At 67.2% G+C, this 14,190-nt stretch carries 13 protein-coding genes; 9 read left to right on the forward strand and 4 right to left on the reverse strand.

The window, feature by feature from the left end; translation table 11 throughout:
* Window positions 1-9: 9 nt before the first annotated feature.
* Window positions 10-1,251 carry a wax ester/triacylglycerol synthase domain-containing protein gene (locus ACWDTI_RS19000; protein ID WP_449739667.1) on the reverse strand — a complete coding sequence of 414 codons (1,242 nt, stop codon included), beginning with the start codon at window positions 1,249-1,251 and terminating at the stop codon, window positions 10-12.
* 109 nt (window positions 1,252-1,360) lie between these two features.
* Here ACWDTI_RS19000 and ACWDTI_RS19005 point away from each other — a divergent pair, with 109 nt between their 5' ends.
* From ACWDTI_RS19005 to ACWDTI_RS19015, 3 genes are all read left to right on the forward strand, one after another.
* A complete protein-coding gene (locus tag ACWDTI_RS19005; protein WP_449739668.1) occupies window positions 1,361-3,382 on the forward strand; it encodes an erythromycin esterase family protein in 2,022 nt (673 codons plus the stop codon).
* 33 nt (window positions 3,383-3,415) lie between these two features.
* Window positions 3,416-4,519: an alpha/beta hydrolase family protein gene (locus tag ACWDTI_RS19010; protein ID WP_449739669.1), complete on the forward strand. Its 1,104-nt coding sequence runs from the start codon at window positions 3,416-3,418 to the stop codon at window positions 4,517-4,519.
* Window positions 4,520-4,665: 146 nt separating this feature from the next.
* The gene (locus tag ACWDTI_RS19015) at window positions 4,666-5,565 is read left to right on the forward strand and encodes an LLM class flavin-dependent oxidoreductase (protein ID WP_449739670.1); all 900 of its coding nucleotides are present in this window, start codon (window positions 4,666-4,668) and stop codon (window positions 5,563-5,565) included.
* A gap of 41 nt (window positions 5,566-5,606) precedes the next feature.
* Here ACWDTI_RS19015 and arr read toward each other — a convergent pair whose 3' ends face one another.
* Both arr and ACWDTI_RS19025 read right to left on the reverse strand, forming a co-directional pair.
* Window positions 5,607-6,041 carry an NAD(+)--rifampin ADP-ribosyltransferase gene (gene arr, locus ACWDTI_RS19020; RefSeq protein ID WP_449739671.1) on the reverse strand — a complete coding sequence of 145 codons (435 nt, stop codon included), beginning with the start codon at window positions 6,039-6,041 and terminating at the stop codon, window positions 5,607-5,609.
* 117 nt (window positions 6,042-6,158) lie between these two features.
* Entirely contained in the window at window positions 6,159-8,363 is a 2,205-nt protein-coding gene (locus ACWDTI_RS19025; RefSeq protein WP_449739672.1) for an MMPL family transporter, read from the reverse strand.
* 178 nt (window positions 8,364-8,541) lie between these two features.
* Between ACWDTI_RS19025 and ACWDTI_RS19030 the strand changes: the two genes are divergently transcribed.
* Genes ACWDTI_RS19030 through ACWDTI_RS19040 form a run of 3 tightly spaced genes read left to right on the forward strand, consistent with a single transcriptional unit; the run spans window position 8,542 to window position 10,222 of the window.
* Window positions 8,542-9,573, forward strand: a complete 1,032-nt coding sequence (locus ACWDTI_RS19030) for a DUF2278 family protein (RefSeq protein ID WP_449739673.1) — start codon at window positions 8,542-8,544, stop codon at window positions 9,571-9,573.
* Window positions 9,570-9,857 carry a hypothetical protein gene (locus ACWDTI_RS19035; protein ID WP_449739674.1) on the forward strand — a complete coding sequence of 96 codons (288 nt, stop codon included), beginning with the start codon at window positions 9,570-9,572 and terminating at the stop codon, window positions 9,855-9,857. The genes ACWDTI_RS19030 and ACWDTI_RS19035 overlap by 4 nt, the downstream gene beginning before the upstream one ends.
* A complete protein-coding gene (locus ACWDTI_RS19040) occupies window positions 9,854-10,222 on the forward strand; it encodes a TraR/DksA family transcriptional regulator (protein WP_449739675.1) in 369 nt (122 codons plus the stop codon). The genes ACWDTI_RS19035 and ACWDTI_RS19040 overlap by 4 nt, the downstream gene beginning before the upstream one ends.
* Before the next feature lie 14 nt (window positions 10,223-10,236).
* Here ACWDTI_RS19040 and ACWDTI_RS19045 read toward each other — a convergent pair whose 3' ends face one another.
* Window positions 10,237-11,196, reverse strand: a complete 960-nt coding sequence (locus ACWDTI_RS19045) for a glycine betaine ABC transporter substrate-binding protein (RefSeq protein ID WP_449739676.1) — start codon at window positions 11,194-11,196, stop codon at window positions 10,237-10,239.
* 208 nt (window positions 11,197-11,404) lie between these two features.
* On the opposite strand from ACWDTI_RS19045, the gene ACWDTI_RS19050 reads away from it, so the two are divergent.
* From ACWDTI_RS19050 to ACWDTI_RS19060, 3 genes are all read left to right on the forward strand, one after another.
* Window positions 11,405-12,670 carry a CaiB/BaiF CoA transferase family protein gene (locus ACWDTI_RS19050; protein WP_449739677.1) on the forward strand — a complete coding sequence of 422 codons (1,266 nt, stop codon included), beginning with the start codon at window positions 11,405-11,407 and terminating at the stop codon, window positions 12,668-12,670.
* Window positions 12,667-13,467: an HpcH/HpaI aldolase/citrate lyase family protein gene (locus ACWDTI_RS19055; RefSeq protein WP_449739678.1), complete on the forward strand. Its 801-nt coding sequence runs from the start codon at window positions 12,667-12,669 to the stop codon at window positions 13,465-13,467. The genes ACWDTI_RS19050 and ACWDTI_RS19055 overlap by 4 nt, the downstream gene beginning before the upstream one ends.
* Before the next feature lie 157 nt (window positions 13,468-13,624).
* Window positions 13,625-13,930: a hypothetical protein gene (locus ACWDTI_RS19060; RefSeq protein ID WP_449739679.1), complete on the forward strand. Its 306-nt coding sequence runs from the start codon at window positions 13,625-13,627 to the stop codon at window positions 13,928-13,930.
* The last annotated feature ends 260 nt before the right edge of the window (window positions 13,931-14,190 follow it).

Raw genomic sequence — 14,190 nt, forward strand, 5'->3', positions numbered from 1 at the left:
TATGGCGAGTCAATCCGATGCCGGCGAGGCGATCTCCTCGATCTGGTCGACCAGGGCGGCGGTCAGCGTGTCGGCGGGGATCGCGCGGGCGGTGTGCACACCGAAGGACAACACGCCCGCATAGGACGCTGCCACGATGCTGATGCGGACGTTACCGCCGAGCGTTCCGATTCCGTGCATGCTCACCAGCGGCGCCCCGTCGAAAGCCAGCATCGCGGTCGGGCCGGGAACGTTGCTCGTGACGAGTCCGATTCGGCGTTGACGTGTGCTGTAGCGGTCGAACTGACGGATCAGCCACCGGCTGTTCACCGGTGGGAAGTCGCCGGCATGGTGGGCGTCGTCGATCGCCTGCAGTGCCCGCGGATGGATCACGCGAATCCGGTCCGCGCTGTCGTCGATCCGCAGTGGCAGGCTGACGATCGCAGAACCGATCGCGTTGCCGTGACCGCTCGGGCGATGCATCGCCACCGGGACGGAGACGGCCACCGCCTCCGGCGGCGTCTCCCCGAGTTCCCGCAGTGTCGCGCTCAAAGCTCCGGCGACGGCGGCGAGGACACCGTCGTTGATCGTGCCGTGCGCCGTGTCGGCCCCGGCACGGAAACGACGGAGGTCGATCTCGGCGAACCGAATCGAACCCGGGCCGTCGGCCGACCCCAGCAGGACGCTCCCCGATGGCACTCGCGCCGCGGTGGCCACGCGCCAGAGCTGTCCGAATCGACGTCGAGGTCCGCGGGGCTCGGTGTCGGGCCGGCGATGGACGCGTGGCGCCAGCGATGCCGGGTCGGCAAGTGCGGCAACCATTGTGGCCGCAGCGAGTCCGTCCGCGATGGCGTGATGGATGCGGATGACGATCCCCGCGCGACCGTCGCCGATCCGGGGGACGAGCAGGATCTCCCACAGCGGGTACGCGTAGTCCAGATGAGTCGTCATGCAATGGGCACAGAGATCCTCGAGGCTCGGCGCGTCGACCACACGAACATGGCGGGTCGGGTCAATGGTGGCGTCCTGCCATCGCCACACCCGTTCGGTGGTGTCGGCGCGCTGCCGGAACCGGGGCACCGTCTCGGCGCGTGCGATGAGAACGGTTCGGGCCCGCTCGATGTCGATATCGCCGTCCGGCAGAACGAATCCGCCGGAACCGAGGAGACCGGCCAGCACGAAGGTGTTGACACGGCTGCCGGTGTCGAACACCAGGTTCGCCACGTCGGCCGCCGCAATGGCCTCTCCGTTCGGGGCATGCTCGGCAATCACCGGTCGATTGTCTCCCAACGGTATGACTTTGGGCTCTGGTATCCGGTGTGCCGGCGCCCGACAATGGGGTCACCCAGGTCCTATCCAGCGAGCGTTCGGAGGCCAGGAAATGACCAGAACAACGTCCACGACCCGTCGTCGTGACCATCTGTTCCGTGACCGGCGCGAGGCGGGGCGCATCCTCGGTGAACTCCTCACCAGCTACCGCGACACCCCGAAGGTCGTCGTTCTCGGGCTCGCGCGTGGGGGTGTGCCGGTGGCCTTCGAGGTCGCGAAGGCTCTCCAAGCGCCGCTCGACGCGTTCATCGTGCGCAAACTGGGCATCCCCGACCGCCCGGAATTCGCGATGGGTGCCATCGCGGCCGGCGGGCGGATCGTGCTCAACGACGACGTCGTGCGCGGTCTTCGACTGACACCCGAACAGATCCGGGCTGTCGTCGAAAGCGAGACCGAAGAGCTGTATCGGCGGGAAGCGGCCTACCGGGGTTCGCGGCCACCGGCGGATGTCACCGGCAAGACGGTCATCCTGGTCGACGACGGTCTGGCCACCGGCGCGAGCATGCAGGCCGCCGTCATCGCACTGCGCGAGTCCGAGCCGGCCGAGATCGTCGTCGCGGTTCCGGCGGCCCCGGAATCGACGTGTCGCGAGCTGGCCGCCCTCGCCGACGACGTGATCTGCGCATCCATGCCCACACCGTTCTTCGCGGTGGGCGAATCCTATTGGGATTTCACGCAAACCGGTGACGACGAAGTCAGGACACTGCTCGCCACTCCGACCACGGAGGGACCCGACTCAGTGCCCGAGACCGATGCGGAGATGATCGCGAGGGTGGCCGTCGACTGTGTCGACGGTGTGCCGCCGGACGACGTACTCGACGCGATCGTCGGGGATGCCCGCATCGTGCTGATCGGCGAGTCGTCGCACGGCACGCACGAGTTCTACGCGGCTCGCGCCCACATGACCCGGTGGCTCATCGAGAACAAGGGGTTCACCGCGGTCGCTGCCGAGGCGGATTGGCCGGACGCCTACCGCGTCAACCGGTGGGTCCGCGGTTTCGGTACCGACGGTTCGGCCGACGAGGCGCTCTCGGGATTCGAACGTTTCCCGGCATGGATGTGGCGCAATGTGGTGGTGCGCGACTTCGTGCAGTGGCTCCATGGACACAACGCCGGACGGCCCGATGCGGCGCAGGTCGGTTTCTACGGTCTCGATCTCTACAGCCTGCACCGGTCGATGCACGAGGTAATCGAGTACCTGACGACGGTGGATCCCGTTGCGGCACAGCGAGCCCGGGAACGCTACGCCTGCTTCGACCACACGACACCGGAAGATGGCCAGGCGTACGGGTATGCGGCGGCATTCGGTGCCGGACCGACCTGTGAACGTGAGGCGGTCGACCAACTCGTCGACCTCAACGACAGCGCCCTGCAATACCTGAGCCGCGACGGTTTGGTGGCGGCCGACGAACTGTTCTCCGCGCAGCAGAACGCGCAGGCGGTGCGCAACTCGGAGGTGTACTACCGCACGATGTTTCGTGGCCGGGTGTCGTCGTGGAACGTTCGCGACGAACACATGGCGCAGACCCTCGACGCCCTGTTGGCCCACCTCGACACGGCCACCGGCCAGCCCGGCAAGGTCGTGGTGTGGGCGCACAATTCGCATGTCGGGGACGCCCGTGCCACCGAGGTCGGAACCGAGGGGCAGTTGACCCTTGGACAGTTGGTGCGGCAGCGCCACCCCGACACCTGCCGGCTCATCGGGTTCTCCACCTACCGCGGAACCGTCACCGCGGCCGACGATTGGGGTGAGAGCGCCAAGCACAAGACCGTCCGGCAGGGACTTCCGGGCAGTATCGAGGAGGTCTATCACGAGGTCGCCAAACCGTCATTCCTGGTCCGGATGGACGAGGAGGACGCCGCGGACGCGCTCGAGGCGGTGCGCCTGGCACGGGCGATCGGGGTGATCTACCGGCCGGATACCGAGCGGCAGAGCCACTACTATCACGTCCGGCCCGCCGATCAGTACGACGCGATGATCCACATCGACCGGACCCACGCGCTCGCACCGCTCGAGCCGGGCAGCGTGTGGCTCGCCGACCGGCACCCCGAGACCTATCCGAGCGGACTCTGATGCGGGGTGGACCCCGAGCGTAGTATTCGCCCGGTGGTCCCCCGACACGATCTGCCCCCGGCCACCGCCGCGCTGCATCGGGCCTTGACTCATGCGCGCCTGACCGACGGCGGGATGAATCCCGCGGATGCACGAACTCTGCTCGCCGACAGCGCGGCGGGCAAGAATTGGTCGGACACGGCATCGTCATTGTCGGAGCAGCGTGCGGCTGCCGCGTCGGAGGCGCTGGCTCTGGGCCGGTATCGAACGGCAGAACTGATGCAGCGCTGGGCTGTCGGTGCCGCGTTATTCGCCCAGATGGCCGAGAATGCCGACACCGAGAACAAGCGGTTGCTGTACGGCCGGTACGTCCAGCAGGTGCAACGGTTGGCGTTGCTCCCCGACCCCGTTCTCGAGAGGGTCGAAACGCCCTACCGTACAGGGCATCTCGTCGGATGGTTGCGGTTACCCCGGACCGGCCGGGCCAGGGCGACGGTGATCATGTGGGGCGGTCTCACCGGCTGGGGTGTCGCCTACCTGAGATCGGCCGACGCACTGGCCGACCGCGGCCTCGCATGCCTGCTCGCCGAAGGGCCCGGCCAGGGGGAACCGCGCCTACGCGACGGACTGCACTTCGATGCCGAAATGGTCGAGGGGTTCGCCCGTTTCGTCGACATCGTCGCGGACGACCCACGGCTCGGCGACGCAATCGGCGTGCAGGGCAACAGCTCCGGTGGTCTGTTCGCCGCGAGGCTCGCCGCAGTGGACAACAGGATCCGCGCCTGTGTCGTCAATGGTGCGCCCGCCGCTCCGACAATGCCGGAATTCCGTGGCGTCCGAGAACAATTCACGGCGGCCATGGGTACATCCGATGCCGATGAGGTCAATCGTGTCCTCGCGCGGCTGAGCTTGGACCCGCACAACCACCGTATCGGGTGCCCGGTCCGCGTCTTGCATGGAGGACGCGACCCGCTGGTCCCCTCACCGGATCTCCAGCAGCCGTTCGTCGACGCGGCAGGCGAGCTCGGTGAAATGCAGATCTGGCCCGACGGGGACCACGCCCTGCACAACCGCGCCGAGGAACGTGACGCCGTGACCGCCGACTGGTTCGTCGATCGTCTGACTCGTCCGACGGCCGGCGGATGGCGGATGGAGTGAGATTGAATTGCCCCGGGCGTCGGACACAACCTCCCGGCTGACTGAGATCCGCCCCGTGAGCACCATCCGAGGTCGTATTCCCCTCGGAGGCGCCCGTCGGAGCGGTTTTTCGCCACGTACCGATCGATGACGCCTAGGCTCGAACCGTGTGGTTCGGTGCCCATCTGCCGCTGATCGGCATCGACGGTTCCGAGCCGGTCTCGCCGGCGCGCTTCGTGAAAGCCGCACGAGACGCGGGCATCTCTGCCATCAGCGCGAGCGACCACCTGGTCTTCCCGCGGCCGTGGCTCGACGGACTCGTCGCGCTGTCCAGCGTCATCGAGCGCAGCGGCGACATGACTCTGGCGATGACCACCACCCTCCCTGTCCTCCGCGGTCCGGCCGCGGTGGCGAAGGCGGCCGCCACCCTGGACGCACTGTCGGGTGGCCGATTCGTCCTCGGGGTCAGTCCGGGCTACCTCCCCGCCGACTATGCCGCGGCCGGAATTCCGTTCGCGCAGAGGTGGTCTCGGTTCGACGAGTCCGTTCGCGTGCTCAGAGCCGCACTGAGCCCGACCGGGCCACCGCAGCCGGGACGCTTCTACGACGTGCCGGTGCTCGAACCCCGCCCGCAACATCCGGTCCCGATCTGGATCGGGAGTTGGGGCTCCCCCGCGGGCCTGCGTCGGGCCGCAGCACTCGGGGACGGTTGGCTGGTCGCGGCGGCGCACACCTCCCCGGATCGGATCACCGCCGGACGGGTGATCATCGACGCGACACGACGGGGCCACGACGAGCAGGGCTTCCCGATCACTCTCGCCGGCATGTGGACCTTCATCACCGAGTCCGCGTCGGCCGCGCAGACTCAACACGACGCCGTGGCGCACCTGCTCGGAGACGATCCGGCAACTCTGGCCGGGCAGGTACTGATCGGATCGGCGCAAGCATGCGCCGAGACGCTGACCGCCTACGCCGAGGCCGGGGTCGACGGGGTCCTCATCTGGCCGGTCGCCGACCCGCTCGACCAGTTGCGGAGGTTCGCGGCGACGGTTGTTCCACGTCTGTGATGACCGAGCTTTCCGCTGAACGGGAGCGGCCGAGACGGCGATCAGTCGTCGATCTGCGCCGCGCCGCGACGACGCAGATCCTCGAGCGCCGCGAGCCTCGTCGCGACCTGATCGGGTGAATGCCCGACCCAGTCCACGATCTCGCCGACGATGCGCACCGATTGCCGGGTTCGGTACGACCTGGTGGGATTACCCGGGAACTTCTTGTCGGTGACGTTGGGATCGTCTTCGAGCTGCCCAGTGGGTTCGACGATGTAGATCCGCCCACGCCCGTCGCCAACCGCGAGCTCGGCACCCCACGTCGCCGCATCCAGCGTCGCCGTCACATAGACGTGGTTGGCCGTGCGGCCGTCCTCGAAGTTCGACTCGTACCCTGGCACGAGCAGCTCCCCGACCGCCAGATCGGCCTTCGTGCCATGAAGCAGGGCACCGGATTCGTGGACCTCGAACGGCACAGGTGCCCGATTCATCGTCATCCCTTCACTCGACCGCACCCCGTACCCCGTACCCTACCGATGGCGTCGGCGCCGATCGTCCTGACGCGGATGGTCGTCGTCGGTGAGCGTCACCCGGTTCGCGGTCTCGACGACGACCTACGTGTGGCTCGGTTGCGTTTCGCTCTGTGCCGGACTGGATTCGGTGTGATCGGCACCGGCGGTGCTTCGGTGCACCCCGTCCAGCGACGGCACCCGCTCGAGCCACGACGGCCAATACCAGTTGTAGCGGCCCAAGATCTCCATCGTCGAGGGCACCAACAACATCCGCACCACCGTCGCGTCGATGAACACGGCGGTCGCCAGGCCGAGACCCATCGCTTTGAGCCCGCGGTCGTCGAAGAAGACGAAGCTGGCGAAGACGCACACCATGATCGCGGCGGCCGCGGTGATCACCCGCGCCGTGGCGGCGAGTCCCTCGGTGACCGACGTCGTCGGATCCCCGGAGGCGAGGTATCGCTCCCGGATCCGTGACACCAGGAACACCTCGTAGTCCATCGCGAGACCGAACGCGACCGCGAAGAGCACGATCGGCACCCATGCTTCGGTCGGCCCGACCTTGCCGACGCCGATGAGTTCCATCCCCCAGCCCCACTGGAACACCGCGACGATCACGCCGAACGCGGCACCCAGGGACAGCAGATTCATCACGATCGCCTTCGTGGGAATCACGATGGAGCGGAACGCCAACGCCAACAACAGGAATGAACAGATCAACACCACCGCGACCATCAGCGGGAGTCGACTGAGCGTCAGTTCGGCGAAGTCGTCGCCGCCGACCGCGGCCCCGGTCAGCTGCACGGGCAGGCCCGACTGCGGTACGAGACTGTCGCGGATGTGGTGCACGAGATCGACGGTCGCGGTGTCCTGCGGCCCGGTCGTCGGGGTGACGGTGAGCATCGCGACGGGGTTGCCGTCGACGCGTCCCAACGGGATCGGTGGACTCACCTCGGCTACGCCGGCGGTATCCCTGAGTTGCGTGGCGAGCACACCGAGCTGCTGGATGCCGGTGCCCTCCGGAAGCTCGGTGACGAGGAACAGCGGCCCGTTCGCGCCGTCGCCGAAGCCGCGCGCCAGGTCGTCGTAGGCGATGCGCGTGGTGTCCTCGGCCGCCCGGTTGCCGGCGTCGCCGAATCCCAGACGGAGACCGAACGCTGGAATGGACAACACGATCAGGATCGTGAGGGCCACCAGCACGCCACCCCACGGGTGCCGCTGCACGGTCCGGCTCCATCGTTGCGCGAGTGCGCCGTCGGTGCCTGGTCGGGTGCGCAGGCCGGGTATCGCCAGCTTGTTCACGCGAGTGCCGATGAGCGCCAGCAACGCCGGCAACAGGGTGAGCGCGGCGAGCATGACCGCCAGAACGCCGGCGCAGCCGGCCAGCGTCATCGTCGGCCCGATCACGCCGCCCTGGGTCAGCAGGCCGGCGATGGCGATGGTGACGGTGGCTCCGGCGAAGGCGACCGATCGTCCCGCGGTGTCCATCGCCATGACCACCGCGTCGGGCACTTCGGCGCCGTCGGCGAGTGCAGCCCGAAAGCGGGTGAGGATCAGCAATGCGTAGTCGATGCCGACACCGATCCCCAGCATGGCGGTGAGCGACACCGCGAAGTTCGGGGTGTCGACGACGTTCTGCAGCAAGATCAACACCGAGGCACCCACACCGACACCGAAGAGCGCGGTGAGCAACGGCAGTCCCGCCGCCACGAGCGAGCCGAAGGCGATCAGCAGGATGATCATCGCCAAACCGATGCCGATCGCCTCGCCCAGCCCGGCCGGCGCCTCGTCGGCAAACCAGTCACCGGCGAAGTTGACGCGGGTGCCCGGAGCGTCGAACCGCTTTGTGGTCTCCTTGATCTCGGCGATCAGATCTGCACGCTGACTGTCGGATTCGGCCGGAACGGTGAGCGTCGTATAAGCCACGGTGCCGTCCGGGGAGATCGCGACATCCCTGGACGCACCCCCGGCATAGAGGTCGGCCATCCGGGTGTTCGGGTCGACGGCCGTGATGCGATCGCGGAGTTCGGCGATCTGGGTCCGCACCACCGGATTGCGCACCCCGCCGGGCACCGTCGAATCGGTGGCGACGACGACGCGTGCCTCATCGGCGGCCGAACCGCCGGCCGCACCGTTGAGGGTCGCGAGTGCGCGACCGGATTCGGTGCGGTCGTCGTCGGCGAAATTGGTGATCGAGTCACCCCCGAACGCGCCGGCCAGGGCGATGGCGGCGAACAGCGTGATCAGCCACGCGCCCACCACCGACCACCGATTGCGTACCGTCCATCCTGCTACCGAAGCGAACATGGCACCGATGCTCCCCCTCCCGGCGCGCACAGGGAATGGGGGGAATCCCCCAAATCTGTCATGGTGCCCTCGGGGTGTGTTTTCGAGTAGCGCGCTACTCGTGTCCATGAGGGTGTCCCGCGCCTACCGTGTGAGCAGGCTGTCGAGGCAACGGCTCTGTCACGGAAGGGAATCCGCCATGTCGATCAACTACGGGGTGTTGCGGGCCAGACCGGACCGCTACACGCGCGAGGACGGGCAACGCACTCCGCATCTGCAGATCCGGGCCGTCGACGACACCGGCCAGCCCTGGCGCGTGGCCGTCAATGTGCAATCCGGTGACGGCAGCGAGGTCGTGTTCTGGGTCGTGGACCCGATGGTCGGTCATCCGATCCTCGCCACCCTGCCGACGTTGTCGACGGGATTCTCGATCACCGACCACAATTCGGCGGAATCGCTCGACTACGTCAAGGCGCCGCTGTTCGAATTCTCGCACGGGCGTGCGCTGCCGCCCTCGGGCAGCGCCAGCGCCGACGACCTGCAGGACCTGTTGAGTCTGTATCTCGACCAATGCAAGTCGGCCGGCGGCGAACTCTACGCGTTCGGCGCGAAGTTCGACAGCAATCTGCACATGCCCATCGACCAGGACTTCGGCAACACCGACGGCCTGCACGGAGTGCACGACATCCACATGAACCAGGGCAACGTGGGCGCCCACGCGGGTGACAACGGCAGCTTCCACGACGGTGGCCTGCTCCTGGCATTTCCCGATCGAATCGTCGCCATTGCGTTGGCATTCCAGACTCAGCGTGTGCCCACCACCGCCGCCGGAGACGCCGCCCCGGGTGCGCAACCGCTCTCTGCGATCATCGCCGCGACACCGGGGACCACGCCGCCCACCACCGGCGCCGTCTATCTGGAACGGGCCCTGATCAATCCCGCCGGGGATGATCCCGGACACGAGGCGGTGGTCATCGGCAACCTGGCCACCAGCCCGACCACCCTCCACGGGTGGCGGCTGGTAGACCGCAACGGACGCGAAACCAAACTCGACACGACGCTCGAATCGGGCGCGTCGACGGTCATCTCCCTCGACGGCACCGACGTGCAACTTGGCAACAACGGCGGAAACCTCCTGCTGCTGAACGACTCTGGCGATCAGGTGGACAGCGTCACCTACTCGGCACAGGAGGCCGCACAAGTGGATCGGTTTGTCCGGTTCAGCCGGTGACGGGGTCGCGCGGCGGCCGTAGGATCGTGGCCGCCCGCCGGGTCGGGCAGCTGATGTTCGAGCGGGTCCTCGCCGACTGCGGACACTGCAGCATCAACAACCTGCCCGACAAGGCCGCCGTCCGCTTCCACGTCCACTCCATCACCGCCGGCCGCTGGATCGGCCTGGGCGACCTACTCCGCCTCGTGCCGAAAATGCTGCGCGCCTTCCTCGACGGCACCCTCACCGAGATCACCTACCCTGAGGACATGAAGTCATCCGGGGCACATGCCGAGTGTCCGTGAGCACCCACGATGATGCGTCGCGGGAGGCGCTGGTCGCCGAACGTGAGCGGACGGTCGAGTTGATCGACTCCCTGTCGGCTCGTCTGGCCGCCGTCATCGATGCGACCGGTGACGAGGCTGCCGACGACGAGCACGATCCCGAGGGGTCGACGCTCGCGGTGGAACGCGGTCATCTCATGGCGCAGGCGGAGCGCTCACGCGTGCGGTTGCGCGAGATCGACGCCGCGCTCGATCGGCTCGGTCACGGTGCCTACGGAATCTGCGAAACGTGCGGGGCGCCGATCGATCCCGAGCGTCTGGAAGTCCTGCCGGCGGCGCGGCTCTGCGTCACATGTGCGATGCGAAGCCGGACGAGGCGGTGGTGACCCGCCGTCGTCGCCTATCCCAGAGACCCGCTCACCACCTGATCCGCGAAATCCGGGTGCGCGTTGAGCCACTCGATCACCGCATCGTCCTTGCTGGCGCTGCGGTATTTCTGGGTCATCAGATCCTCGAGACTGGAGAGTTCCGCGTCGGACAGGACGAGGTTGGTGAGTATCTGGGCCGCCTTGGGTGAACGCTCGGCGAATCCGTTCGTGGCGAAGTTCCAGATGCCCTCTGTGCCGCCCATCGTCTTCTTGGGGTCGGTGAGGTCACGGATGGCGAACTCCGAATATGCCCAATGCGGTTTCCACAGCACGACCGCTATGTTGGCGTCATCGGCCTGGGCTTGGCGCAGCGAGGCGAGCATGTCGGCGGTCGACGTGCTGCGCAACGTGATGTTGTGCAGTCCGTACTCAGGGATCACCCGGTTGGTGATCACTGCGGTCTCGCCGGCTCCCGGCTCGATGCCGACCAGTGTGTCGCCGTAGGCGCCGCCCATCGTCTTGAGGTCGGCGATCGACTTCGCCGGCGACGAATTGTTGACGGCGATGGTGATTTTCGCGGTGCTGTACCAGCAGCCCAGCGGCTCGAGCCGTTGACGGTACTGATCGACGTAGCCCTGATGGGTGGTGGGCAGCCAGACGTCGGTGAGCACGTCGATCTCCCCGAACGCGGTCGCGGTGAACGCTGCATCCACGTCGAGCGTCTTCACCTCCGCGTCGTAGCGATTGCTGTTGAGGATGTTCTTCATGAGATAGGCCGAGGCCACCGACTCGTCCCAGCCGACGAATGCGCCGATGAAGATGTGCTCGTTGCCCACGGCCTTGCCACTGGCGTTCGCGACACCCTCGGTGAGTGAACAGGTCGAGAACTCCGTCGACGCGTCGCCGCCGGCACCCGAACCTCCGCCGCAGGCACCGAGAACCATGGCGCACACGGTGAGCACCGCGGCGACCACAGTCCATTTCCGCTTCATCTCGACCCCTGGTTGTCGGAGTGCATTCGAGTCTGTCGGCGGATCCCGGGTCAGTCAATCGTGCGGTATCGCCGAGCCGTCGCCCCGGCTGACGAATATGCGCAAAAGGCGAGTTACGAGCACAAGCGTGACGGTGACGCGGCTCCTCCGAAGAATGCTGATGTAACGGGCGCCACCCACCCGGACACCCCATCCCGCAGGGAGCACGATGACGAACCACAGCACAGACCCAGCGACCGACTCGACCACCACAGCTCAGCGCGGCTGGACCTCGACCACCGACCGCTCAGGACCGTTGCGTGGCATCAAGGTCCTCGACATCAGCACGGTCTACGCCGCACCCATCACCGCGATGCTCCTCGGTGACTTCGGTGCCGACGTCATCAAGGTCGAGCATCCGCGCGGCGACCCGGCCCGCACGCACGGCTGGCATCGCAACGGCCACGGCCTGTGGTGGAAGGTCATCGGCCGCAACAAACGAACGATGACGCTCAACCTCGGTCACCCCACCGGTCAGGACTTTCTCCGGGAGATGGTCGCCGAGGCCGACGTCCTCGTCGAGAACTTCCGACCCGGAGTCCTGGAAAAATGGGGCATCGGCGCCGACACTCTCCTCGACCTCAACCCGGGCCTCGTCATGTTGCGGGTCACCGGTTTCGGGCAGACCGGCCCGTACGCGGATCGTCGTGCCTTCGGCACTCTCGTCGAGGCCATGAGCGGATTCGCGCACCAGACCGGCCAACCCGACGGCCCGCCCACTCTGCCGCCGTTCGGACTCGCCGACGGTGTCGCGGGCATCACCGGCGCCTTCGCGGTGATCTCGGCTCTCTACGACCGCGACAACAACGGCGGGCACGGCCAGGTCATCGACATGTCCCTGCTCGAACCGCTGTTGGGTATCCTCGGGCCCGGTCCCACCGTGTGGGATCAACTCGGTGAGATCGCGCAGCGCCACGGCAACCGCTCCCCCAACAACGCTCCGCGCAACACCTACCGAACTCGTGACGGGCGCTGGGTCGCCATCTCGGCGAGCGCGACGTCGGTGGCCGAGCGTGTCCTGCGTCTGGTCGGTCGACCCGACATCGCCGCCGAACCCTGGTTCGGGAACGCCGGCGAGCGCAGCCGTCGCGCCGACATGATCGACGGAGTCGTCTCGGCGTGGATCGCGGACCGGGACTTCGTCGAGGTGGAAGCGCGGTTCGTCGCCGCCGGTGCCGCCTTGGCCCCGATCTACAATGCGCAACAACTGCTTTCGGACCCGCACGTGATCGACCGGGAGGTCATCACCACGATCCACGACGAGGATCTCGGCCAGCTCCGCATGCAAAACGTCATGTGCCGCTTCTCCGAGACACCCGGATCGATCGAGTTCGCCGGGCGCGGTCTCGGACAGGACAACGAGCAGCTCTACCGGGACCTCTTGGGCGTCGACTCGTCGCGTCTGGCCGGCCTGGCCGAGGATGGTGTCCTGTGATCAGTGCTCGCAGTTACCTGTTCGTGCCCGGTCACCGACACCAGATGGCCGACAAGGCATTCGGCCTCGGTGCCGACGAGGTGATCATCGACCTCGAAGACGCCGTTCCCGCCGCCGACAAACGCACCGCCCGCGCCAATGCCCGAGAGATTCTGGGTCGTCGTCGCGGATGGGTTCGGATCAACGCCGTCGGCAGTGCCGACGCGATCGCCGATCTCACCGCCATCGCCGGGCAGGCGTACGGCGTGCGTATCCCGAAGGTGGACTCGCCGGACGACGTGTCATGGGTTGTCGGGCGACTCCCGAAGGGCACAAAGATACTGTGCGCCATAGAGACCGCGAGAGGCATCCTCGCTGCGCCCCAGATCGCCGCGCATCCGGCCGTGGGACGCCTCGCACTCGGCGGGATCGACTTACGCGCGGATCTCCGGTGCGGCACATCGCCGCACGCCCTCGACTACGCCCGCGGCGCACTGGTGATCGCGTCGCGCGCACACGGGCTCGAGTCCCCGATCGATTCCGTCTTCGCCAATGTCCACGACTCCGCCGCACTCACCGAGGAGGCCCGCGTCGCGCACGAACTCGGATTCGGTGCCAAATCCGCCATCCACCCGAACCAACTCGACATCATCCATCGGGTGTTCACCCCATCGACCGACGACATCGCCTGGGCCACCACCATCCTGCACGCTCTCGACGCCAGCAACGGTCGACCGACCACGACCACGGACGGAGAGTTCATCGACGCACCCGTAGAAGCCCGCGCGCGCCAAATACTGGCCCAGCAGAATAGTTAGGGAACAGCTCCCGATGTGACCGGACGCCTCGACGACGACCCTTGGTGGTGATGGCGGGAATCCTCGCCGCGATCCGACACCCGACGGGAGCTCGAGGCATGTACAAGTCACTGATTGTCGTGCGTGCCGGGACACGTTCGTTGACAGGAGCGCGACGATGAACACCGTGGCGACCGTCGCCGGTGGGGTCTCGACCGCCGTATTCGTGGCGTCCACGCTCCCCATGCTGTGGAAGGCCGCCACGACCCGCGACCTGTCCTCCTACAGCTTCGGCAACATCGTGCTGGCCAACGTCGGGAACCTCGTCTACGCGATCTACGTGGTCAGCCTGCCGCCCGGCCCGATCTGGGTTCTGCACGCGTTCCACGGCACCTCGTCGGGCCTGATGCTGCTCTGGTATCTCCGGCATCACGGATTGTCGGGCGCCCGAAAGCCAAAGGTTGCGGCGGATCCACCCCGTTGATCGAGTGGGTCGGCCACACCGTTCAGCGGGTGGCCGGCCACCCCGTTGAACGAGTGGGCCGCCGCCCCGTTGATCGAGTGGGTCGCCGCCCCGTAATGGGGTGAGTCCGTCATGCCGTGAGCGGTGGGTCGGCCGCCCCGTTTGAGCGGGTCAGTCCGTCACTCCCGTTGATCGAGTAAGGCTCCGAGCGCAGCGAGGCGCCGCATCGAGATCGCTTGCGGCAGGGGTCTCGATGCGCGGCCTCGCATGCTCGGTCGCTT

The organism is Gordonia sp. NPDC003424, from assembly GCF_053588655.1.

Bases quoted from the DNA above. Each gene is read 5' to 3' on its own strand.
- ACWDTI_RS19005 (WP_449739668.1), top strand. From the start codon at position 1,361: ATGACCAGAACAACGTCCACGACCCGTCGTCGTGACCATCTGTTCCGT.
- arr (WP_449739671.1), bottom strand. From the start codon at position 6,041: ATGACGATGAATCGGGCACCTGTGCCGTTCGAGGTCCACGAATCCGGT.
- ACWDTI_RS19025 (WP_449739672.1), bottom strand. From the start codon at position 8,363: ATGTTCGCTTCGGTAGCAGGATGGACGGTACGCAATCGGTGGTCGGTG.
- ACWDTI_RS19030 (WP_449739673.1), top strand. From the start codon at position 8,542: ATGTCGATCAACTACGGGGTGTTGCGGGCCAGACCGGACCGCTACACG.
- ACWDTI_RS19045 (WP_449739676.1), bottom strand. From the start codon at position 11,196: ATGAAGCGGAAATGGACTGTGGTCGCCGCGGTGCTCACCGTGTGCGCC.
- ACWDTI_RS19050 (WP_449739677.1), top strand. From the start codon at position 11,405: ATGACGAACCACAGCACAGACCCAGCGACCGACTCGACCACCACAGCT.
- ACWDTI_RS19060 (WP_449739679.1), top strand. From the start codon at position 13,625: ATGAACACCGTGGCGACCGTCGCCGGTGGGGTCTCGACCGCCGTATTC.